At 48.3% G+C, this 21,535-nt stretch carries 20 protein-coding genes; 16 read left to right on the top strand and 4 right to left on the bottom strand.

Going from position 1 to position 21,535, the window contains the following annotated elements; translation table 11 throughout:
- Positions 1-142 precede the first annotated feature (142 nt).
- The 4 genes from H9Q77_RS03665 to pdxR all read left to right on the top strand — a co-directional run bounded on the left by H9Q77_RS03665 (position 143) and on the right by pdxR (position 5,766).
- Positions 143-1,690 (top strand): DHH family phosphoesterase, encoded by a 1,548-nt coding sequence (locus H9Q77_RS03665; RefSeq protein WP_249326567.1) that lies wholly within the window; start codon positions 143-145, stop codon positions 1,688-1,690.
- A gap of 93 nt (positions 1,691-1,783) precedes the next feature.
- Positions 1,784-3,478 (top strand): glutamine--tRNA ligase/YqeY domain fusion protein, encoded by a 1,695-nt coding sequence (locus tag H9Q77_RS03670; RefSeq protein ID WP_249326568.1) that lies wholly within the window; start codon positions 1,784-1,786, stop codon positions 3,476-3,478.
- A gap of 20 nt (positions 3,479-3,498) precedes the next feature.
- Positions 3,499-4,344: a DUF2225 domain-containing protein gene (locus H9Q77_RS03675; RefSeq protein WP_249326569.1), complete on the top strand. Its 846-nt coding sequence runs from the start codon at positions 3,499-3,501 to the stop codon at positions 4,342-4,344.
- Positions 4,345-4,353: 9 nt separating this feature from the next.
- Positions 4,354-5,766, top strand: a complete 1,413-nt coding sequence (pdxR, locus tag H9Q77_RS03680) for a MocR-like pyridoxine biosynthesis transcription factor PdxR (protein ID WP_249326570.1) — start codon at positions 4,354-4,356, stop codon at positions 5,764-5,766.
- A gap of 21 nt (positions 5,767-5,787) precedes the next feature.
- Here the strand turns inward: pdxR and H9Q77_RS03685 are convergent, their stop codons facing one another.
- Positions 5,788-6,174 carry a hypothetical protein gene (locus H9Q77_RS03685; protein WP_249326571.1) on the bottom strand — a complete coding sequence of 129 codons (387 nt, stop codon included), beginning with the start codon at positions 6,172-6,174 and terminating at the stop codon, positions 5,788-5,790.
- Positions 6,175-6,287: 113 nt separating this feature from the next.
- Between H9Q77_RS03685 and H9Q77_RS03690 the strand changes: the two genes are divergently transcribed.
- Positions 6,288-6,926, top strand: coding sequence for a TetR/AcrR family transcriptional regulator (locus H9Q77_RS03690; protein WP_118546783.1), 639 nt, complete (start codon positions 6,288-6,290; stop codon positions 6,924-6,926).
- A 37-nt stretch (positions 6,927-6,963) separates the two neighbouring features.
- On the opposite strand, the gene H9Q77_RS03695 is transcribed toward H9Q77_RS03690, so the two are convergent.
- A complete protein-coding gene (locus tag H9Q77_RS03695) occupies positions 6,964-7,725 on the bottom strand; it encodes a DUF6062 family protein (RefSeq protein WP_249326572.1) in 762 nt (253 codons plus the stop codon).
- A gap of 186 nt (positions 7,726-7,911) precedes the next feature.
- Between H9Q77_RS03695 and H9Q77_RS03700 the strand changes: the two genes are divergently transcribed.
- The 3 genes from H9Q77_RS03700 to H9Q77_RS03710 all read left to right on the top strand — a co-directional run bounded on the left by H9Q77_RS03700 (position 7,912) and on the right by H9Q77_RS03710 (position 11,753).
- A complete protein-coding gene (locus tag H9Q77_RS03700; protein ID WP_249326573.1) occupies positions 7,912-9,267 on the top strand; it encodes an MBOAT family O-acyltransferase in 1,356 nt (451 codons plus the stop codon).
- Between the two features lie 23 nt (positions 9,268-9,290).
- Positions 9,291-10,244, top strand: a complete 954-nt coding sequence (locus H9Q77_RS03705; RefSeq protein ID WP_249326574.1) for a GDSL-type esterase/lipase family protein — start codon at positions 9,291-9,293, stop codon at positions 10,242-10,244.
- A 141-nt stretch (positions 10,245-10,385) separates the two neighbouring features.
- Entirely contained in the window at positions 10,386-11,753 is a 1,368-nt protein-coding gene (locus H9Q77_RS03710) for a uracil-xanthine permease family protein (protein WP_118546787.1), read from the top strand.
- Positions 11,754-11,855: 102 nt separating this feature from the next.
- Here H9Q77_RS03710 and aroA read toward each other — a convergent pair whose 3' ends face one another.
- Positions 11,856-13,196: a 3-phosphoshikimate 1-carboxyvinyltransferase gene (gene aroA / locus H9Q77_RS03715; RefSeq protein WP_118546788.1), complete on the bottom strand. Its 1,341-nt coding sequence runs from the start codon at positions 13,194-13,196 to the stop codon at positions 11,856-11,858.
- Between the two features lie 366 nt (positions 13,197-13,562).
- Between aroA and cysK the strand changes: the two genes are divergently transcribed.
- From cysK to H9Q77_RS03745, 6 genes are all read left to right on the top strand, one after another.
- Entirely contained in the window at positions 13,563-14,501 is a 939-nt protein-coding gene (cysK, locus tag H9Q77_RS03720) for a cysteine synthase A (protein ID WP_022153038.1), read from the top strand.
- A 123-nt stretch (positions 14,502-14,624) separates the two neighbouring features.
- Positions 14,625-15,635, top strand: a complete 1,011-nt coding sequence (locus tag H9Q77_RS03725; RefSeq protein WP_118546789.1) for a methionine ABC transporter ATP-binding protein — start codon at positions 14,625-14,627, stop codon at positions 15,633-15,635.
- On the top strand, positions 15,625-16,287 hold the full coding sequence (locus H9Q77_RS03730; protein ID WP_117464845.1) for a methionine ABC transporter permease: 663 nt from the start codon (positions 15,625-15,627) through the stop codon (positions 16,285-16,287). The genes H9Q77_RS03725 and H9Q77_RS03730 overlap by 11 nt, the downstream gene beginning before the upstream one ends.
- Before the next feature lie 86 nt (positions 16,288-16,373).
- On the top strand, positions 16,374-17,279 hold the full coding sequence (locus H9Q77_RS03735; RefSeq protein WP_022311799.1) for a MetQ/NlpA family ABC transporter substrate-binding protein: 906 nt from the start codon (positions 16,374-16,376) through the stop codon (positions 17,277-17,279).
- A gap of 274 nt (positions 17,280-17,553) precedes the next feature.
- Positions 17,554-17,994, top strand: coding sequence for an RrF2 family transcriptional regulator (locus H9Q77_RS03740; RefSeq protein ID WP_022154510.1), 441 nt, complete (start codon positions 17,554-17,556; stop codon positions 17,992-17,994).
- A 378-nt stretch (positions 17,995-18,372) separates the two neighbouring features.
- Positions 18,373-19,278 carry a DegV family protein gene (locus tag H9Q77_RS03745; protein ID WP_118546790.1) on the top strand — a complete coding sequence of 302 codons (906 nt, stop codon included), beginning with the start codon at positions 18,373-18,375 and terminating at the stop codon, positions 19,276-19,278.
- 8 nt (positions 19,279-19,286) lie between these two features.
- Here the strand turns inward: H9Q77_RS03745 and H9Q77_RS03750 are convergent, their stop codons facing one another.
- Positions 19,287-20,150: an HAD-IIA family hydrolase gene (locus H9Q77_RS03750; RefSeq protein ID WP_249326575.1), complete on the bottom strand. Its 864-nt coding sequence runs from the start codon at positions 20,148-20,150 to the stop codon at positions 19,287-19,289.
- Between the two features lie 232 nt (positions 20,151-20,382).
- Between H9Q77_RS03750 and H9Q77_RS03755 the strand changes: the two genes are divergently transcribed.
- Together H9Q77_RS03755 and H9Q77_RS03760 are read left to right on the top strand one after the other, a co-directional pair.
- Entirely contained in the window at positions 20,383-20,826 is a 444-nt protein-coding gene (locus H9Q77_RS03755) for an SseB family protein (RefSeq protein WP_118546792.1), read from the top strand.
- A 22-nt stretch (positions 20,827-20,848) separates the two neighbouring features.
- Entirely contained in the window at positions 20,849-21,529 is a 681-nt protein-coding gene (locus H9Q77_RS03760; RefSeq protein ID WP_118546793.1) for a hypothetical protein, read from the top strand.
- Positions 21,530-21,535 lie beyond the last annotated feature (6 nt).

Genomic DNA, 21,535 nt, shown 5'->3' on the forward strand with positions numbered 1-21,535 from the left:
TAATAAGCTGACCATTTATGGTCAGGCTTTTAGAGATTTATATGGCGAGGTAACCACATGAGCAAAAGGTGAGCCTTGAAAAGGCGATTTTGCGAATGGGGTTCTGAATAGTTTTTATAAGGAAGATGAGGAAAGCGTAGTTATGGACAGACGAGGGGCAGAGAAAAGCAGAGAAATGATGCTGGAGGAATTGCTGGGATATGACCGGATCACGATCCAGTGCCATGACAATCCGGATGCGGATGCGATAGCGTCCGGGTTTGGATTGTATTGTTTTTTCCGTGATCAGGGAAAAGATGTGAGACTGCTGTATGCCGGGAAGAACAAAGTGAGAAAGGCAAACCTGACGCTGATGGTGGAAAAACTTGGAATTCCGCTGAAATATCTGGCGCATCCCGGAGAGGAGCCGGTGGACGGACTTCTGATCACAGTGGACTGTCAATACGGTGCCGGCAATGTGACCGTAATCCCGGCAGAGGAGATCGCAGTGATCGATCATCATCCTCTGGAAGTGATCTGTACGGAGAAAATGCGATTACAACCTAATCTTGGCAGCTGTGCGACTCTGGTATGGACCATGCTTCAGGAGATGCATTATCCGGTGGAGAAAAATAAAGATCTGGGGACCGCTTTGTATTATGGGCTGTTCATGGATACCAATCAGTTCTCGGAGCTGTCCAATCCGGTGGATATGGATATGCGCGAGAGCCTGAACTTTGACAAGAATCTGGTATCCCTGTTCCGCAATTCCAATATTTCCCTGAAGGAGCTGGAGATCGCCGGGGTGGCACTGTTACGTTGTAATTACAATGACGATTACCAGTTCGCTGTGATCCATTCCCAGCCCTGTGACCCCAATGTGCTGGGACTGATCAGTGATTTCCTGCTTCAGGTGGCGGGGGTTAACACTTGTGTAGTCTATAACGAGGACAGCGGCGGATATAAATTCTCCGTCAGAAGCTGTATCCGGGAGGTTAATGCCAGTGAATTGTCGGATTATCTCTCGGAGGGGATCGGTTCCGGCGGCGGCCATGTGGAAAAGGCCGGAGGCTACATCAGCATGAAGCTGTATGAGGAAAAATATCCAACCCTGCATTCTGAGGCTTATTTCAATAACCGGATGACGCAGTATTTTGACAATTTTGAGATCGTATATGCGAAAGAACGCAAATTCCCTGTAAAAGAGGGTAAAAAATACCGCAGGCGGAAAGAGCCGATCGCCTGCCTGAGGGCAGCGGACCTGGCAGAACTCGGAAACGTGGTATCCATACGTACCGAGGACGGTACGATGGATATCGACACCAGACAGGATCGGTATTTCACCCTGGAGCGTACCGGGGAGCTGCATCCGGTCCCGGCCGGGAGATTTCACCGGATCCTGGAACTGTGTGATCTGCCCCTGCCGGAGGAATATTGCAGCTCTATGGGATATATCCCGAGGGTCAAGGACGGCAGGGATGGCAGCAATCATCTACTGACGGAATATGTCCGTATGAATATGCCTACGGATGTTTTTTGTATCTATGCCCTTGAACTGAAGCGGGGAGTAAAGGTATTCCCCATCTGGGATGAGGATGCTTATATGACGGGCAGAGCCGGAGATTATCTGGTGGCCAGTGAGGATGATCTGCACAATATGTTCATAGAGCCTGCGCAGAATCTTCTGAATAATTTTGAAGAGATGACATAAGAATCGCAAAAAAAGGTTTATAAAATTTTCCTTGTGTGGTAAGATTAAGGTTACGAAAACAGTATTAAGTAAACGAAAGGCAAGGATATTACCATGAGCGAACTGGAAAAAGAAATCGTAGATTCCGCAGAAGTGAAGGAATCTAAGAATTTTATAGAGCAGATCATCGACAAGGATCTGGCGGAGGGTGTATATGATACCGTACATACCCGTTTTCCTCCCGAACCCAACGGATATCTTCACATCGGACATGCCAAGAGTATTCTGCTGAACTATGGTCTGGCTCAGAAATACAACGGCAAATTCAACCTGCGTTTTGATGATACTAACCCCACCAAGGAAAAGTCTGAATTCGTGGAGTCCATCAAGGCAGATGTAAAGTGGCTGGGCGCGGACTGGGAGGATCGCCTCTTCTTCGCATCCAATTATTTTGACCAGATGTATGAAGCAGCCGTAAAGCTGATCAAAAAGGGCAAGGCGTATGTCTCCGATTTAAGTGCAGAGCAGATCCGTGAGTACAGAGGAAGCCTGACCGAGCCCGGCAAGGAGGATCCCGGTAGCGTAAGAAGCGTAGAAGAGAATCTGGCACTGTTCGAGGATATGAAGGCAGGCAGATACGAGGACGGCTCCAAGGTACTGCGTGCCCGTATCGATATGGCATCACCGAATATCAATATGCGTGATCCCGTTATCTACCGTGTGGCACATATGTCTCACCAGAATACCGGTGACAAATGGTGCATTTACCCGATGTACGATTTTGCACATCCTATCGAGGATGCCATTGAAGGCGTGACCCACTCTATCTGTACTTTGGAGTTCGAGGATCACAGACCCTTATATGACTGGGTGGTAAGAGAACTGGAATACCCGCATCCTCCCAAGCAGATCGAGTTCGCCAAGCTGTACCTGACCAACGTGGTGACCGGTAAGCGTTATATCAAGAAGCTGGTAGAGCAGGGGATCGTGGACGGCTGGGATGATCCCAGACTGGTATCCATCGCAGCACTGCGCAGAAGAGGCTTCACACCGGAATCTATCAAGAAGTTCGTAGAGCTGTGTGGTATCTCCAAGGCACAGTCTTCCGCAGATTATGCGATGTTAGAGTACTGTATCCGTGAGGATCTGAAGACAAAGGCGCCCCGTATGATGGCGATCCTGGATCCCGTAAAGCTGGTCATTGATAATTATCCCGAAGGACAGACCGAGATGCTGCCTGTAGTCAACAATCCGGAGAATGAAGAACTGGGAAGCCGTGAGGTTCCTTTTGGTAAGGAGTTATATATCGAGAGAGACGATTTCATGGAAGAGCCTCCCAAGAAGTATTTCCGCATGTTTCCGGGCAACGAAGTGCGCCTGATGAACGCTTATTTCGTAAAGTGCACCGGTTGTGTCAAGGATGAAAACGGTAAGGTTGTGGAAGTACATGGTACCTACGATCCGGAGAGCCGCGGCGGCAACAGCCCAGACGGCCGTAAGGTTAAGGGAACGATCCACTGGGTAAGTGCAGCTGAATCTGTGAAAGCACAGGTGCGTCTGTATGAGAATATTATTGATGAGGAGAAGGGTGTATACAACGAGGACGGAAGTCTGAATCTGAACCCGAATTCTCTGACCACTCTGACAGAGTGCCGCTTAGAGCCTGCATTTGCAAAGGCACAGGCGTACGACCGCTTCCAGTTCGTGAGACAGGGCTTCTTCTGCGTGGACTGCAAAGACACCAAACCCGGAGAACTGGTATTTAACCGTATCGTATCTCTGAAGAGCTCTTATGTACTGCCTAAGTAAGTTTGGAAAAGGAGAAACATATGTCAGACAAATTGTGCGGGTTGGCCGGACTGGGCCTGGATAACCTGGAGGATATGGATATTTTTGGACAGGAGAAAAAGGAAGAACAGGCAGTGGTCGAGGCACCTAAGATAGAAGAAAAGGACCTGATCTACGACAAGAATTTTACCTGCCCGGTATGTGGAGAAGACTTTTCCACCAAGATCATGAAGACCGGCAAGGCGAGACTTTTAGGCACCGATCAGGATCTTCGTGCAAAATACGAAGGAATCGATGCGGTAAAATATGATGTGATCCTGTGTCCCCATTGCGGATATGCAGCATTGAACAGATATTTCAACAACATTACCAAGGTATATGCCAAACTGATCAAAGAGAATATCAGCAGCAAAGTACAGCTGCACACCTATGATGACGATATCTACACCTATGAAGAGGCGATCGAACGCTATAAGCTGTGCCTCGCAAATGCGGTGGTAAAACGTGCCCATGCCAGCGAGAAGGCTTATATCTGCTTAAAGAGCGGATGGCTCATGAGAGGATATCAGGAATATCTGGAAGAATCCGGAGATACGGACATGGCCCGTCTCCGTGAAGTGAAAAACATGGAAGAGGCCTATCTGAAGAATGCTTATACCGGCTTCACGGAAGCGCTTCAGACCGAAGGATTTCCCATGTGCGGTATGGATGAAATTACGGTGGAGTTCCTGATCGGAGTATTGGCCACCAGATTTCAGAAATACGATGTGGCAAGCCGTATGGTGGCTTCAATCCTCACATCTCCATCGGCCAATGCCCGTACCAAGGACAAGGCAAGAGAGTTGAAAGACCAGATCCTGGAGGAACTGAAGAGTCAGAAAAAGTAGGACAACATTATGTATGATATGACGATCCGGCTGCGTACAGACAGTGACAAATGTCTGTACCAGCAGATATATGAGCATATACGACAGGAAATCAGGGAAGGGAAGCTTCTGGCAGGAGAGAGGCTTCCCTCCACGCGTTCTTTGGCAGAATATCTGCAGGTGGCCAGGAGTACGGTGGATTATGCTTATGACCAGCTGTTAAGTGAAGGATATATCGAGGCGAGACCCTATAAGGGATACTTTGTATGCAAATTGGAGGGAATCTTCACTCTGGAGCAGGAAACTGGCAGGGTGCCGGAACCGGAGGCATGGGATCCACAGGCAGAAGACCGGGACGAGGAAAAAAGGATTGACTTTTCCCCCTATGGAATCGATATGAACGGTTTCCCTTTCGGTGTCTGGAAACGGATTACGAAAAATATCCTGAATGACAGCAACAGTGAACTGTTTGCCCAGGGAGAGGCGCAGGGGGATTATGATCTGAGACTGACGATCAGCCGTTACCTGCATTCTTCCCGAGGGGTGAATTGCCGTCCGGAGCAGATCATTGTGGGCGCGGGAAATGATTATCTGCTGTTACTGTTGGAGAAAATATTGGGGAGACATGTGGGAATTGCCATGGAGAATCCTACGTATAAACGTGCGTACCGTATCTTCCGGTCATTCGCCTATCATATTGTGACAGTGGATATGGATGATAAAGGAATGCGTGCGGACAAACTGGAACAGGAACCGGTCAGGGTGGCCTATGTCATGCCCTCCCATCAGTACCCTACCGGAGCGGTGATGACGATCGGCCGGCGGGCGGAGCTGTTGCGCTGGGCGGAGAAAAAGCCGGACCGCTATCTGATCGAAGATGATTACGACAGTGAATTCCGGTATCGCGGCAAACCGATTCCGTCCCTGCAGTCCTCGGACGATAGGGGAAAAGTGATCTACATCGGTACTTTTTCCAAGGCGATCGCACCGGCGATCCGTGTCAGCTATATGGTGTTGCCGGAGACACTGTTGGAGGTGTACCGCAGGGATTGTTCTTTCTATTCCTGTACGGTATCCAGAATCGACCAGCGAATCCTGAATGAGTTTATCCGGGACGGTTATTTCGAAAGGCATCTGAACAAGATGCGGATGCGTTATCGTGCCAAACACGACCAGCTGTTAGAGGGACTGGAGCCTTTTCAAAAAAAATTCCGGATCTCCGGGGAAGATGCGGGGCTGCATCTGCTGTTGACGGCGAAAGGAAATGTGACGGAAAAAGAGCTCCTGGATGCCGCTGCGGCGGAAAATGTGAAGGTCTATGGGATGTCAGAGAATATGGTGGCATCCGCTGCGGACAAAGCGACAGTGCTGCTGGGATTCGGAAGTATGGATGAGGCAGACATGAAAGAAGGCCTCCGCCGGTTGCAAAATGCATGGCTGTGAGACCTTCTCAGGATACTGCTATTATTCTTCGGTTACGGGAGGCTCTTCGCCCTCGGCATCCTCTTCATCGAAAAATTCTTCCACATCTTCGACGGTTTCACCTTCTTCGCCGGACAGATCGGCTGCCTGACCGGAGAGCGGTGTGAAATCAGAGGAGGAAGAGGAAGCTTCGGTTTCAGCGGTTTCTTCCGTGGGAGCGGAAGCCGGAACGGAAGCATTCAGAGGAACGTAATTGCGGGAGAACTCCGTGCTCTCGTCCAGATCCTCGTGGAAATCATCGTAATCGTCATCTGCGTCGGTGGATTCCATCAGCAGAGAGTTTTTTTGTTGCATATAGTAGTAAGCAGCTGCGGCTGCGGTACCTACTGCTGCAGTGAACAGCAGAAATTTGCCAAATTTTTTAGCCATAGGGTTGCTCCTTCCATGTTGTAGTGTATGTAACGGTTCGGAATTTTATACATTTGTCCATACAGTTATATGATAAACCTTATTGCGTAAAATGAAAAGGGATATGTTGCGATATGAATGAGAAATTTTTTGATTTAAAAAAAGAAAAGCAGGATCGTATGATCAATGCCGCACTGAAAGTATTTGCACTGCACGGTTACCGCCATGCCTGTACGGATGATATTGTGAAGGAGGCGGCTATCAGCAAGGGTTTGTTATTCCATTATTTCGGAAGCAAACTGGGTGTATATGCATTTGTCTATGATTACAGCGTCCGTTACCTGTTGCTGGAGTTGTCTACGGCGGTGGATGCGAAGGAGACGGATCTGTTTGCTCTGCTACAGCAGGTGGAATGTGGAAAAATGCATGCCATGTGCGGTTATCCTTATCTGCAGCCTTTTCTGAACCGGGCGCAGACGGAAAATGTCAGTGAAGCATTGCTGGCGGTAGAAGAGAGAAAACAGCAGCTGGAAGATTATCTGGAGTCTGTTTTCGCAAGAGCGGATCTAGGTAAATATGCTTCCGCAGAGGATGCCGTGAAACTTCGTAAAATGCTGGAACTGACCATTAAGGGACTGATGAACGAGAGGATTTTAGAGGATGCTTTTCAGCCGGAGATGTTGTATGAAGAGATCACAGAGTATCTGAACTTAAGCAGAAGGCTGGCGGAACGTTCCACACAGCCCTCTGACGAAGCGTTTTCAGAAAAATAGCATCCTATTTGCATCATAATTTTGAAGAAAATGATAACTATTTAGACATCTTATAGGCGGGATCTGCGGGATATCCGCCTTTTAATTTCTGCATGCCGCGCTGGATGGCATCTTTGGAGTTCTTCCAGTCGGCGTCCTTATTTCGGTAATCGAATTTTTCCACCAGCCAGGATACATCCTCAGAGATCCGCTGCATATTCGCTTCCATGACGGGCAGGAGGCCGTCGTAGAATTCCTGCTTTTCCTTATCGGAGAGCTTGCGACCGGCGGCTTCACAGAGGTCTCCGAAGTGAGGCAGGCAGAAGCCTTTTCCGTTTATGATCTTATTCCGGAAACTTTCGTCATTTTTCCACAGATAGAAAAAGGTGTCCAGGTATCTTTCATAAGTATCCTTGTACTGGGAACAGATATAACAGGAGTCCTCTTTTGCGCGGATCCACATACCGATGGTATTTTCACTGCCCTCGGCTTTTTTGAATTTTCCCAGAAGAGAACTTTTTCCGGGACGGAAGGAAGCAAATTCCTGCTGCATTTCCCGGATCATACGCTGGTAGTGCGTTTTCAGGATCCAGGCGTTGCCGAGAGTATTGCCGTAGTCGAACATCTTCTGAAAATGATAGCGGCAGAAGCCTGCCTTGTCGGTCTGTTCTCTAATATCCGCTTCCATGTAGGAGGAACCGGAGCCTAAGACGAAGTCTAACAGATCCTGTTCGATACTTCTGTGGATGAAGCAGAAAGGACATTCGTCCTGGGCGTTTACGGCATCATTTAAGGGAATTGTGTATAACTGTTCTTTCATAGAAAACGATCCTTTCCTGACGATATTCTGTCTGTATGAAAACTATTGTAAACGATGTTTGAAATAATTGCAAAAAGATTACTGATTTGTAAAATAATGTCATTTAAAATTAAGAATTGTTTTGTTGTAATACATTTCATTTCAAGCTACTATGATAGTACAAGTGTAAAGCGAAAATAGAAAGATGTGATTTATTTGATATTCAGCAGTATTGAATTTCTGCTGTGGTTCCTGCCGATTTTCCTGATTGTCTATGGAATCACACCGCATAAATACAGAAACCTGACACTGCTTATAGGTAGCATTGTCTTTTATGCAATGGGAGATGCAGGAAATCTTGCACCTTTGATGATTTCCATTTTATGTAATTATTTTATCGGACTGCATCTGGCAAAGCGCAGCCCCAGGACGTTATGGCGCAAGAGGCTGTTGTTCGTGACAGCATTGAGTATTAACATTGGCATTCTGATCTGGTTTAAGTGCCGGGGAGGTTCTGCGGGACTTCCTCTGGGGATCAGTTTTTATACCTTTCAGATATTGTCTTATCTGATCGATGTATATCGCGGAGATGCAGATAGGGAGTATTCTTTTTTAAAATTTGCAACTTATGTGGTCATGTTTCCGAAGCTGATCTCCGGCCCCATTACCCGTTATGGTGAGGTGAAAGACAGCCTGTACAACAGGACTTTTACTATGCAGGGACTGGAGGACGGCATGAAGCTGTTTGTCTTAGGACTGGCAGCCAAAGTGCTGTTGGCCGACCGCGTAGGGATCCTGTGGCATGAAGTACAGGTAACCGGATTCGAGAGTATCTCCACTCCGCTGGCATGGCTGGCAGCCATTGCTTATTCCATGGAGATCTATTTTGATTTCTGTGGATATTCGTTGATGGCAATGGGGCTTGGCAGGATGCTGGGAATCGAACTGCCCAGAAATTTCCGCAGACCTTATATGGCCCGGGGGGTCAGGGATTTTTACCGCAGATGGCATATGACACTGGGGCAATGGTTCTGCCGGTATGTCTATATTCCGCTGGGAGGCAGCAGACGAGGGGAACTTTGCACGATTTTTAATCTGTTGGTGGTATGGATGCTGACAGCTTTCTGGCATGGCGCCGGCTGGAACTTTTTCTGCTGGGGCGGATTGCTCTGGATCTGCATTGTGCTGGAACGGCAGCTGGGAAGATTAAAATTCGTACATAAAATGAAAGTACTGCCGCACATTTATCTGTGGCTGATCATTCCAGTAAGCTGGATGTGCTTTGCCATTACGGATCTGTCACAGCTGCAGGTCTATCTGGATAAAATGATGTGGCTGGCACCGGGGATCAGTGGCGGCTATGAGGATGCGTGGAAAGCATTGTCTACCTACGGTGGGCTGTTAGCCGTATCCGGGCTGGCATGTACGCCGGCAATCGAGAAGTTGTACGATTACGGCAAGGATAAGATCCTGATGAAAATATTGCTGGCAGCGGTATTCTGGTATTGCGTCTGGAGACTTATATTAGAGGGAAATAACCCATTTATGTACTTTAGTTTTTAGAAAATCTGGATAGGATAGGAAATATGTTACAGAAACTACGACAATGGATAAGAAAATTATCCTTTCCCATCAGTCTGCTGCTTATGGGAGTCCTGTTTTTTACATGGACGGACAACTGGCAGGTGTATACGGATCCCCTTCGGGAATTGTATAACAGGGGTGTGCAGCTGGCAGGCGGTGCCCGGATGGGTCATACATCGGAACCCGGACAACAGGACGGAACCGTATCGGGGGATACGGTCCCGGAAGGCACAGAAGATCCCACAGGGGAAAGTCAGACACCGGCAGCCGGAGAGACATCGGCAGACACGCAGACAGAGACAATGACAACGGAGGAACCACAACCGATAGAGCCTTCGGAAGAACTGCCAAAAGAAGTGGTTTACCATACGGTGGATGACAGCTATTTTGATGATGCTGTGTTCATCGGGGATTCCCGGACAGTGGGAATGTATGAATACGGTGGACTGGAAGAGACCTCCACATTTTATGCCTCTACCGGACTTACGATTTATAAGATGTTCGATTCGAAAATAGTAGCGGTGCCGGGGCAGAAGAAAAAGATCACGGTGGAAGAGGCACTATCCGAGAAACAGTTTGCCAAGATCTATCTGATGATCGGTATTAACGAGATGGGAACCGGTACGGTGGAATCTTTCATGAAGGCTTACGGGGAGGCAGTACAGCATTTGCAACAGCTGCAGCCCGATGCGGTGATCTACCTGCAGGCGATCATGAAGGTGACCACGGAGCGCTCCGGGCAGGGAGACTATATTACCAATGAGGGCATCGAAGCCAGGAATGAAGAAATCGCGAAGCTGGCGGATGATGAGAAGATATATTACCTGGATGTGAATCCGCTGATCTGTGATGAGACCGGAGGAATGGTGGCATCCTATACTTACGACGGAGTGCACCTGAAGGCCCGGTATATTCCCATCTGGCTGGACTTTTTGAAAGAACATGCAGTGGAATAAATTTTTTCTTGACTGTGGAACGATGAAAAGCTATCATGTAACTAATAAGGTCACATAGGTGTGGGCAGGTAGAGGACTATCTGCCTATCTCTATGCGGCAAATATTACAAGTTCACATGTCTATGACACAGGAGGAGAAAAATGAGCGAGAAGACTACACTCGGCGAAAATGGCATTTACGATGCCAGATCCTTGGGCGTGCCCAAGATGCTTCTGCTAGGACTTCAGCACATGTTCGCAATGTTTGGTGCCACGATTCTGGTACCCATGCTGACAGGTCTGGATGTTTCCACAACACTGTTATTTGCAGGTCTGGGAACTTTATTGTTCCATCTGCTGACCAAGAGAAAGGTACCCGCATTCCTGGGTTCTTCCTTTGCTTTCTTAGGCGGTTATGCCGCAATCGCACCTATGGCAGACGGTGCGGACAATTCCGCATTGCTTCCTTATGCCTGCTTCGGCGTGGCCTGCTCAGGTCTGCTGTATCTGGTATTATCCCTGTTGATCAAGATCTTCGGTACCGGCAAGGTAATGCGTTTCTTCCCGCCCATCGTAACCGGACCTATCATCATTGCCATCGGTCTGACCCTGTCCCAGTCCGCTATCAACAACTGTTCCGCAGACTGGCTGATCGCAGTGGTCGCTATTGCACTGGTAGTAATCTGCAATATCTGGGGTAAGGGAATGGTGAAGATCGTTCCGATCATCATCGGCGTTGTTGGTTCTTATGTGCTGGCAGCTATCTTAGGCCGTGTGGATTTCACACCCGTTGCGGAAGCTGCATGGATCGGACTTCCCATTCACTGGAATGAGACCGCTTTCTGGGCATTGTCCGACGGCAACACTTCTCTGTTAATCACTTCCGTGATCACCATTATGCCGATCGCCCTGGCTACCATGGTAGAGCATATCGGAGATATCTCCGCTATTTCTTCCACCGTTGGTATCAACTATATCAAGGAACCCGGATTGCATCGTACGCTGTTAGGTGATGGCCTGGCTACCATTATTGCATCCCTGTTCGGTGCCCCTGCGAATACCACTTACGGTGAGAACACCGGTGTACTGTCTCTGACCAAGGTATTCGACCCCAGAGTTATCCGTATTGCAGCAGGCTTCGCTGTACTGTTCTCCTTCTCTCCGAAGGTAGCAGCATTGATCGGCTGTATGCCTACCGCTACCTGCGGTGGTGTATCCCTGGTACTGTACGGTATGATCTCTGCAGTCGGTGTCCGTAACATCGTAGAGACTCAGGTAGACTTTACCAAGAGCCGTAACGTTATCATCGCCGCTCTGATCCTGGTACTGTCCATCGGTATCAACTACAGTGCAGCAGGCGCTATCGCATTCCATATCGGCGAGATCACCATCAGCCTGTCCGGACTGGCAGTAGGTGCGCTGGCCGGTATTATCCTGAATGCAGTACTGCCCGGCAAGGACTACAAGTTCGATGAGGACAAGCCCGATGACACCGGCGTATGCTTCGCGGTAAAGGGTCAGGAGAACTAAGACATTTTTGCTGAAAACAGCATAAACTGAACAAAGAAAGTAAGAGAGAGCATCCATGGCAGAAATATAGAGCCATGGATGCTCTCTTTTTCAGTTATATGCCTAACCCTCTGATATCTCCGTGATCACCTGGTCAAGTACTTCAAAATAATTCTCGAAGGTCTTGCGGCAGCATCCGGGATCGTCGATCACGATGCCCTCCGTGCGCAGACCGGTGAGGGCAAACCCCATAGCCATGCGGTGGTCGGCGTAGGTGGCTACGGTACAAGGCTTTGGCGTCCCCGGATAGATGGTGATGCTGTCCTGCGTCTCTTCGCAGCGGATGCCCATACGGGTCAGTTCTGTACAGATGGCATGGATGCGGTCACTCTCCTGGAAACGGATGTGCCCGATGCCTGTGATACAGGAGGGGCTGTCGGCAAACGGTGCGATGGCTGCCAGTGTGATCGCCTGATCGGAACAGGAGGACATGTCCACCGTGATACCATGGAAAGCGGGAGTCTGCGTTCCGGCGTCCGATAAAGCTGAAGGAGGCAGCAGGAGGACTCCCTTTTCCGTATCCTGTGCGGTACATCCCATTTTCTCTAAGATACGCAGGAATTCTACATCTCCCTGCAGACTTTCAAAATGCACATGCTCTACACAGACCGGGATTCCCAGTAACGGTACCATCGCATAGAAATAACAGGCGGCAGAGACATCCGGCTCAATCTGATAATCTAATGCTTTATAATGCTGACCGGCGGGAATACGGAACTGATCCGGCGTGGGACGCTCCACGCAGACTCCGAACTGCTCCATCATCTTCTGCGTCATTTCGATATACGCCATCCCATGGGTACCCTCTACCTGAATCGTAAAATCTTCCGAAGACAAAGTCGAAGCAATCAGCAGCGCACTCAGAAACTGACTGCTGTGCCCGATATCGATGGAGATATGATCCTGTCCGAACCCATGAGCGGTAAGCGTAAAAGGAAAATGCCCATCTTCTCCTTCGCAGCGGACCTCACACCCCAATTCTGCCAGAGAGGACAGAAGCGGATCCATGGGGCGCCTCTTCATCTGCTCCGAAGAATCCATGTGAAAAACACCTTCCGAGACACCTAACGTAGCTGTCAGAAAACGCGCTGCCGTTCCTGCACTTCCCACATTTAACACAGCCTCTTCACAGGGAAGCTTTCCTCCCAGTCCTTCTACCGTGACGATACAACTCTCCTCATCCACCGTCGTCTCAAATCCCAGATCCTGCACACACTTAAGAAAATGCCTCGAATCATCCGAGAACAACACCCCACGCAGCGTGGACTTTCCCTCCGCCAGCATCGCCAGAAGGAGACTGCGGTTCGTGATACTCTTAGAACCCGGTACCTGGACTGAGAGAGGTTCAGTCGTTTTTTTGATATCACTATATATAGTAGGAACGCGGTAAATGTTATTTGCCATGGATTGGTGTTTCCTTCCTGATTAATGAATAACCCAGTAGTCACGACAGCAAGTAAGAATAAGCAGGCCGTAAGCAGACGTCGGTACTTAGCGTGAGTACTTTTCACGCTTATGTACCGCTACGCTCTGCGACATGAGCGCATCGTACTAAAGTACGAGCGTGCCGCGTTTCTTACTTGCTGTTGGGGCTACGGATTAATTACCTAAATCATACCATTTTCCGTTCCACGGCACAACTCTCAAAAAGTTTAAAAAATAATAGTTGACATTCCTAGCGGAATAGTATAGTATAAATCCATAACATCCATATCAGATAAGTGGGAAATAAAAACAAACACAATTTTCAGGTTTAAGGAGGATTCTATTATGAGTAAGATTTACACATCTGCAACCCAGCTGATCGGACATACACCCCTTTTAAAGGTGACAAACTACTTGAAGGATCAGAATATCGAAGGCGTAGAACTGTTGGCAAAGCTGGAGTACTTCAATCCCGCAGGAAGCGTTAAGGACAGAATCGCACTGGCAATGATCGAAGATGCCGAGAAGAAGGGTATTTTAAAAGAAGGCTCCACCATCATCGAACCCACCTCCGGCAACACCGGTATCGGCCTGGCAAGTGTGGCTGCAGCCAAGGGTTACAGAACTATTCTTACCCTCCCCGAGACCATGAGTGTGGAGCGCCGTAACCTCCTGAAGGCATACGGTGCAGAGCTGGTACTGACCGAAGGCTCCAAGGGCATGAAGGGTGCCATCGCCAAGGCAGAAGAACTGGAGAAGTCCATCCCGGGAGCCGTGATCCTCGGACAGTTTGATAACCCCGCGAACCCCGCCGCACATGCAGCTACCACCGGTCCTGAGATCTGGGAAGACACCGATGGCAAGGTTGATATCTTCGTAGCAGGTGTAGGTACCGGCGGAACCGTGACCGGCATTGGTACTTATTTAAAATCCAAGAACCCCAAAGTGAAGATCGTAGCAGTAGAGCCTGCAGATTCTCCCGTACTTTCCGGCGGACAGCCCGGACCTCATAAGCTGCAGGGTATCGGCGCAGGATTCGTTCCTTCCGTTCTGAATACCGGCATTTATGATGAGATCTTTACCGTTACTACCGATCAGGCATTTACCACCGGCCGCCTCATCGCTCATAAGGAAGGTATCCTGGTAGGAATCACCTCCGGCGCAGCTCTGTACGCAGCAGCACAGATCGCAAAACGCCCTGAAAATGCAGGCAAAACAGTCGTAGCATTGCTTCCTGATTCCGGTGACAGATACCTGTCCACCCCGATGTTTGCAGAAGCTTAAGACGAAATTTGCAGAACTGGACAGACTTGCATTCTTGTGTTAGAATGTATGGCATGGTACTAGGAATTCAAGGAATTTGCGCTTTTCTTCCCTTAAAAGCACGAACCTGGAATGGAGGAACTTATGGAACCGATCATTCAGATCAAGAATGTAACAAAAACTTTTATTGGTAAAGATAATCAGGTAGAAGCCTTAAAGGGTATCAGCCTGGATATCAACAAGGGAGACATCTACGGCATCATCGGTATGAGTGGTGCCGGAAAATCTACCCTGGTACGCTGCCTGAACTATCTGGAGAAGCCCACCACGGGAACCGTAGTCGTAGAAGATCAGGATCTTTCGACACTGACCGAGGCAGAACTTCGTAAGGTTCGTACAGGCATTGCGATGATCTTTCAGCATTTTAATCTGCTCATGCAGAGAAGTGTTCTGGACAATGTATGCTTCCCCATGGAGATCGTGGGTGTGAAGAAGCAGGCGGCCAGAAAGCGCGCTATGGAACTGCTCGAGATCGTAGGACTGAAGGAAAAGGCAGACGCTTATCCTTCTCAGCTCTCCGGTGGACAGAAGCAGCGTGTGGCAATCGCAAGAGCTCTTGCCAATACGCCGAAGATCCTGCTGTGTGACGAGGCGACCAGTGCGCTGGATCCCACGACGACCAAGGAGATCCTGAAATTATTACAGGACATCAACAAACAGTACGGCATCACCATCGTGATCATCACTCATGAGATGGCTGTGGTACAGGAGATCTGTTCCCATGTAGCCATTATCGATGCCGGAGAACTGGCAGAGCATGGTACTGTGGAGGAGGTATTCTCCAGACCCCAGTCCCAGGCAGCTAGAAAGCTGGTGTTCATGGTGGATCCCAAGGCGAAGGAAATGTCCGGCAAACGCTGCATCCGCATTGTTTTCACCGAGAATTCTTCATTTGAACCTGTGATCGCCAATATGGTGCTGGAGTGCAAGGCTCCCGTTAATATCCTGTTAGCGGATACCAAGGACATCGGCGGTATCGCCCATGGACAGATGATCTTACAGCTGCCGGAGGATGAAATGGCGGCGAACAAGATGATCCATTATTTACAGGAGAGAAAACTGGAAGTGGAGGAGCTGAAAGACTATGTGGGATAATGCAACGATTATGATGCTGGTGGAAGGCACCTTTGTTACTTTGTATATGACCCTTGTTTCCACATTTATGGGGTATGTACTCGGACTTCCTATGGGAATTGCCCTGGTGATTACCGCACCGAAGGGACTGCGTCCGAACAAGATCATTTATAAGATTCTGGATGTGATCGTCAACATTGTGCGAAGCATTCCGTTTTTGATTTTGTTGATCATGATCATCCCTTTGACCCGTATCATTGTAGGAAAGAGCTATGGTCCGACGGCTACCATCGTTCCTCTGACTCTGGCAGCGGCACCGTTCATTGCCAGAATGGTGGAATCCTCTCTGTTGGAGGTAGATCACGGAGTGATTGAAGCAGCACAGAGCATGGGAGCTAACCTGTGGACGATCATCTGGAAGGTTATGCTGGCAGAATCCAGAACCTCATTGCTTGTGAATGCGACCATTGCACTGGGAACAATCTTAGGCTACTCCGCTATGGCAGGTGCCGTAGGTGGAGGCGGACTCGGTGATATTGCGATCCGATACGGTTATTATCGTTACCAGACCGATATTATGCTGGTGACAGTAGTATTGTTGGTACTGTTGGTACAGTTGCTGCAATATATCGGAATGACGATTTCCAAGAAATTGGATAAGAGAACCCGTTAGGGAAAACGAAAAGATTGAGGCAGATGTAAGGCATCTGATTCAATAGACTAAAATTTTTTACCAAAAGATTTAGGAGGAGAAGTATTATGAAAAAGAAAGTGATTGCTTTGATCGCAGTTGCAGCATTGTCCGTGAGCGCACTGACCGGCTGCGGCAGCAACGAAACAGCTGCTCAGACCAGCGAGGCAGCTGCAACAACAGCTAACCAGGAAACCGCTGCCCAGACTACCGAGGCAACAGAAAGCAAGGAAGTAGCTGACACCGATACCACTATCAAGGTAGCTGCAAGTGCAGTACCTCATGCAGAGATCCTGGAGGCAGCAAAGCCTCTGTTAGCGGAGCAGGGTTATACTCTGGAGATTCAGATTTTTGATGACTATGTACAGCCTAATTTAGTAGTAGAGTCCGGTGATTTCGATGCAAACTACTTCCAACACATTCCTTATCTGGAGAGCTTCAACGAGGAGAAAGGTACCCATCTGGTAAATGCCGGCGGTATCCATTACGAGCCCTTCGGACTGTATCCCGGAACCGAGACCAGCTTAGACAACATTGACAATGCAACTATCGCAGTACCCAACGATACCACCAATGAGGCACGTGCTCTGTTACTGTTACAGGATAACGGTTACATCACCCTGAAGGATGGTGTGGGTCTGACCGCTACTACTAAGGATATCGTTGAGAACCCTCACAACATCACCTTCGTAGAGCTGGAAGCAGCACAGGTTCCCAGAACCCTTCCGGAAGTATCCTTCGGTGTCCTGAACGGCAACTATGCTATGGAAGCAGGCCTGACTGTTGCAGACGATGCTCTGTTGTATGAGAGCGATGATTCCGAAGCAGCTGCTACTTATGTAAATGTAATCGCTGTTAAGGAAGGCAACGAGAATCTGCCTAAGATCAAGGCACTGGTAGATACTCTGAAGTCCGATGAGATCAAGCAGTTCATCAACGACAATTATAATGGTGGCGTTATCCCTTACAAGTAAGGTGAAGTGCCAGTAAAGTAATGCGAAAATCCGGAGAGCATTCCGAGGAATGGGAGGAGATTTTTCCGAACAGCATTCGGGTGGATGCTCTCCAGATTTTTCTGTTGTTTCCACAAATCCTATATGAACTATAGGAAAAAGAAAAATAAAGAAAAAATAAGGTAGAATCTGTGGAAACCATAGAAAGATCGGAGCAGTTTTGAACTGCTTTGGAATAAGCAGGCTGATATGAAAAGTGAAACAGAGCAGGAGGATGCTCGGAAATGAGGATAGGATGAAAATTTCAACCAAAGGAAGATATGCAGTACGTGTCATGTTGGATCTGGCATTGAACAACAATGGAGAGTGTATCAAGGTAAAAGAAATCGCTGCCAGACAGGGGATTTCCGAAAAGTATCTGGAGCAGATCATTGCTGTGCTGAATAAGGCAGGATATGTGAAGAGCGTCCGTGGTGCACAGGGTGGTTACCGCATCGCAAAAGACCCGGCAGATTATACGGTGGGAATGATCCTGCGGCTGACGGAAGGATCGTTGGCACCGGTGGCCTGTCTGGAAGACGGTGCGGACATCTGTGAACGCTGCGATACCTGTGAGACCCTGGAGGTATGGCAGGAGCTGTATAATGCTGTGAATAAAGTAGTGGATGGGGTTACCATAGCAGATCTTGTAGAGCGTAGGAAAAAGAGACTGGAGAATCTGGATTACTCCATATAGCATGATATCAGGGTCGAAAGACTTAAGCTCGCATAAGGATTGACAACAGCCCGGCAGGTTTTCTGCCGGGCTGTTGTCAGTTTGCAGAGAATGAAAGGGGGGTCATTCCTGCAGAAAAATGTCAACCAAAGGAATGAATGGTTAACAACTTTAGTATATCGGGAGAAGAACCTATTGTCAACGAAAGTCTGATAAAGGTTGACATCCTTTCATCGACAAATATCGCGGAAAACTATCTAAATTTTTATATAGTTATAAAAACTACATAAAAAGATTTAAAATACCATGAAATGAAATACAAAGTCAAAAACGCATTGCTTTTTACTCTACAACGTGGTAAGCTAAACTTTGAAAAGAAGCAGAAAGGTGTATGCGAGAATGAGCGAAGCATTTCATATTATATCAGACGGTTCCTGCGATCTTCCGTTGGAGCTTACCAAAGAGAAGAATATCACAGTGGTTCCCTTCTATGTATCTTTTGAAGAGGGAAAATATCAAAAAGAAATGGTAGAGATCGGTGTACGTGAATTCTATCAGAAAATGGTGGATCATCCGGATGTATATCCCAAGTCCTCTATGCCGTCCGTACAGGATTACCTGGATGCATTTCTGCCTTATGTCAAAGCGGGTACACCCATTATCTGTATCTGCATTACGACCAAATTCAGTGGCTCCATGCAGTCCGCGCTGAATGCGAAGGCGATTCTGGAAGAGGAATATCCCGAATCACAGATCTATGTCTGTGATTCTTGTGTGAACACAGTTCTTCAGGGAATCTATGTACTGGAAGCAGTAAGGCTCAGAGATGCGGGTGCAGGATATCAGGAGAGCATTGATCGCCTGAATGAGATCAAGAGCTCCGGAAGAATCTTTTTCACGGTCGGAAATATGGAATACTTAAAGCATGGTGGGCGCATCGGCAAAGTAGCAAGTGTAGCAGGAAGCTTGCTTGGCATCAAGCCTATCATCACCTTAAAAGAAGGCGAAATTTTCCCGTCCGGTATCGGCAGAAGCCGCCGCAAGACCGTGGACAAGACTATCGACCTGCTGCTGGCATATCTGGCAGAGGAGAAGACAGATATTGCAGATTACAGTATCTGTATAGGATACGGCTACGATAAGGAAGAAGCCGTGGAGTTTAGGGACAGACTGGTAAGCAGACTGAAGGAGAAGGGATACGACATCGACACCATTCCCACTTTCCAGATCGGTGCTACCATCGGTGTACACACCGGACCTTATCCGCTGGGAATCGGTGTCGTGAAGAAATCCATTAGAGAGTAACTCTTAATTTATTCTTTGCAGGCATCTAACAGTTCCTGCACATTTTCAAAAGCATAGTCCGGCAGATACTGGGTATTCGGCTCCCCCTCGGGAGTCAGAATATCCTTTTTTTGTGCCTCGCCGGTGAATAGGACGCAGGTGTCCACGCCGCCGTTAATGCCGCAGGCAATATCGGTATACAGACGGTCACCGACTACCAGTGTCTCCTCGGGGGTAAAACCGGATATATCCAGGCATAAGTTTACGACTTCTTTGCTGGGTTTGCCCAAGTAAATGGGCTGTTTATCGGTGGTAGCGGTGATCATATCACAGATCGCACCGCAATCGGGGATAAAGCCGAAGTCGATGGGACAGCGCAGATCCGGATTGGTGCCGTAGAAGGGAACGTCCTGGGTGAATAAAACTTTGCAGACTTCCGTAAGCTTGCCGTAATTTAATTCACTGTCGTAGGCAACCACTACACAGTCGATATTCTTTTCGCAGACCTCGGTGACATGAAGCCCGTTTTTACGCAGTTCGGCTACGAAGGAAGCAGTTCCCAGTACGAAGATTTTTTTCTCTGCATAATTTTCCTTCAGAAAGCGCAGCGTCATATAACCGGAGGTGATGAACTGATCCTCTGTGCTGTCCAAGTGAAATGCATCGTGGAATTTCTTCACATAGTCCAGCCCGCTTTTCGTGGAATTGTTGGTAATGTAATAAGCCCTGCCACCGATGTCGTTGATATAGCGGATCAGATCCGCACTGCCTTCGTACAGGGTATCGCCCACGGCGATCGTTCCGTCAATGTCGAACAGGAAAAGCTTTTTATTTTTCAGACGAGCCAGTTTAGCGGCATCGCTGTATCTATGCTTCGGGTCAAAAGTGATCATAATGGTCCTCATTTCTGAGCTTGAAATGCTCAGGTTCATGTTAGCAATGAATGTGGTTACTGTCAAGGAAAAGACAGCGCGCGAAGCTAAAATGCACGGAGGGAAAATGAGAGGAGGGAAACGTAAGTGGAATTGCGTAAGCTTTTATGGTATGATAGGCATAGATGTGTGTGGTGGGGTACGCAGTAAAGCTGCCTGATAATGACAAATAAAAAAGGATACGATCAGTGATATGGATGAGAAGAAGGATAAAGGTTTACAAGGAAACGAAAAAATAGAGGAGGCAATTCTGGCATTACAGCAGGAGCCCACGGAAGAGCTTCTGGCACACGCGCTGACAGTGGTGCGCAGACGGATGCGGGAGCAGGGGCAGTTCATCGTGGCAGTGGAGCCGCCTTCCGCAGATGTGCAAGAAGCGGTGATGCAGGCCGCCGGAACCGCTATGCGTTTACAGGCGGTGCAGACCTCCGATGGAAAAAAATGGTGGTCGGCGTTCACCGGCTTCGAAGAACAATTAAAAGGAAGCGGCAGTGTGATGTCTACGTTCCTCACGGATATCGAGCAGCTGTTTCGCATGACGCTGACCGCAGAGGGCATTGAAGGTGTGATCTTAAACCCCTGGAACCGGACACTGATGTTAGACAAACATCTCCTCCGTATCATTCTCGGAGAATAATAAAAAAAGGGAGAATCAGAGCATGACAGAAAACTATGAACTGCCGGTGTTGTTCACGGAAGAAGAGCGGAAGGCTTATGCTTCCTGGGGCATCAAAAAAGAGAAAGCGCTGATGCCGTTTGTCATAGCGACAATCTTGATCTATGCGGTGACGGCGGCATTTGTCGTAATGAAAGTCTGGGGCGTGCGGGACAGTGATCATGTACTGTTCCAGATGCTGGTACTGGGCGACTGGATCCCGGAGCTGACGGGGACGCTGGCGGTCCTTATGACGATCCTGCTGCTGGGACCGTTAAATTATATACTGGATAAATTGTGGAAGAAACCGGCAGAACCTATGACGCTGATCGTAGAACCGGAAGGAACGAACGTGAAGATTCACAAGGATCAGACCGGCAGAGAAGAGAATCTGAAGAATCGGAAGATGGCGACGGAGACGGAGAGCTATCCGCTGACACAGTTGTTCGCTTTCTTAAACCCGGAGGACAACACCATCTGTTATCAGAAAAAATGGTACATAATTGGAGAAAATACCATAGAAAACATATATCCTGCAAAATACAGACATCCCTGGATGGATCACCCGGAAAATAAAGCAAGCGTAATCACAGATGTGCAGAGACTTACGGATATTCTAAAAGGGTACGAAGCGTCCCTGGAGGCTGCCCGCAAGGAGCAGGAATGGTTAAACAATCAAAAATAAGAAAGA

The organism is Simiaoa sunii (assembly GCF_014337175.1).
In the GTDB taxonomy this organism is placed as follows: domain Bacteria; phylum Bacillota; class Clostridia; order Lachnospirales; family Lachnospiraceae; genus Acetatifactor; species Acetatifactor intestinalis.

What these genes read in the sequence shown, in the direction of transcription:
- H9Q77_RS03665 (WP_249326567.1), top strand. Translation starts at nt 143, where the DNA reads ATGGACAGACGAGGGGCAGAGAAAAGCAGAGAAATGATGCTGGAGGAA.
- H9Q77_RS03670 (WP_249326568.1), top strand. Translation starts at nt 1,784, where the DNA reads ATGAGCGAACTGGAAAAAGAAATCGTAGATTCCGCAGAAGTGAAGGAA.
- H9Q77_RS03675 (WP_249326569.1), top strand. Translation starts at nt 3,499, where the DNA reads ATGTCAGACAAATTGTGCGGGTTGGCCGGACTGGGCCTGGATAACCTG.
- pdxR (WP_249326570.1), top strand. Translation starts at nt 4,354, where the DNA reads ATGTATGATATGACGATCCGGCTGCGTACAGACAGTGACAAATGTCTG.
- H9Q77_RS03685 (WP_249326571.1), bottom strand. Translation starts at nt 6,174, where the DNA reads ATGGCTAAAAAATTTGGCAAATTTCTGCTGTTCACTGCAGCAGTAGGT.
- H9Q77_RS03690 (WP_118546783.1), top strand. Translation starts at nt 6,288, where the DNA reads ATGAATGAGAAATTTTTTGATTTAAAAAAAGAAAAGCAGGATCGTATG.
- H9Q77_RS03695 (WP_249326572.1), bottom strand. Translation starts at nt 7,725, where the DNA reads ATGAAAGAACAGTTATACACAATTCCCTTAAATGATGCCGTAAACGCC.
- H9Q77_RS03705 (WP_249326574.1), top strand. Translation starts at nt 9,291, where the DNA reads ATGTTACAGAAACTACGACAATGGATAAGAAAATTATCCTTTCCCATC.
- H9Q77_RS03710 (WP_118546787.1), top strand. Translation starts at nt 10,386, where the DNA reads ATGAGCGAGAAGACTACACTCGGCGAAAATGGCATTTACGATGCCAGA.
- aroA (WP_118546788.1), bottom strand. Translation starts at nt 13,196, where the DNA reads ATGGCAAATAACATTTACCGCGTTCCTACTATATATAGTGATATCAAA.
- cysK (WP_022153038.1), top strand. Translation starts at nt 13,563, where the DNA reads ATGAGTAAGATTTACACATCTGCAACCCAGCTGATCGGACATACACCC.
- H9Q77_RS03725 (WP_118546789.1), top strand. Translation starts at nt 14,625, where the DNA reads ATGGAACCGATCATTCAGATCAAGAATGTAACAAAAACTTTTATTGGT.
- H9Q77_RS03730 (WP_117464845.1), top strand. Translation starts at nt 15,625, where the DNA reads ATGTGGGATAATGCAACGATTATGATGCTGGTGGAAGGCACCTTTGTT.
- H9Q77_RS03735 (WP_022311799.1), top strand. Translation starts at nt 16,374, where the DNA reads ATGAAAAAGAAAGTGATTGCTTTGATCGCAGTTGCAGCATTGTCCGTG.
- H9Q77_RS03740 (WP_022154510.1), top strand. Translation starts at nt 17,554, where the DNA reads ATGAAAATTTCAACCAAAGGAAGATATGCAGTACGTGTCATGTTGGAT.
- H9Q77_RS03745 (WP_118546790.1), top strand. Translation starts at nt 18,373, where the DNA reads ATGAGCGAAGCATTTCATATTATATCAGACGGTTCCTGCGATCTTCCG.
- H9Q77_RS03750 (WP_249326575.1), bottom strand. Translation starts at nt 20,150, where the DNA reads ATGATCACTTTTGACCCGAAGCATAGATACAGCGATGCCGCTAAACTG.
- H9Q77_RS03755 (WP_118546792.1), top strand. Translation starts at nt 20,383, where the DNA reads ATGGATGAGAAGAAGGATAAAGGTTTACAAGGAAACGAAAAAATAGAG.
- H9Q77_RS03760 (WP_118546793.1), top strand. Translation starts at nt 20,849, where the DNA reads ATGACAGAAAACTATGAACTGCCGGTGTTGTTCACGGAAGAAGAGCGG.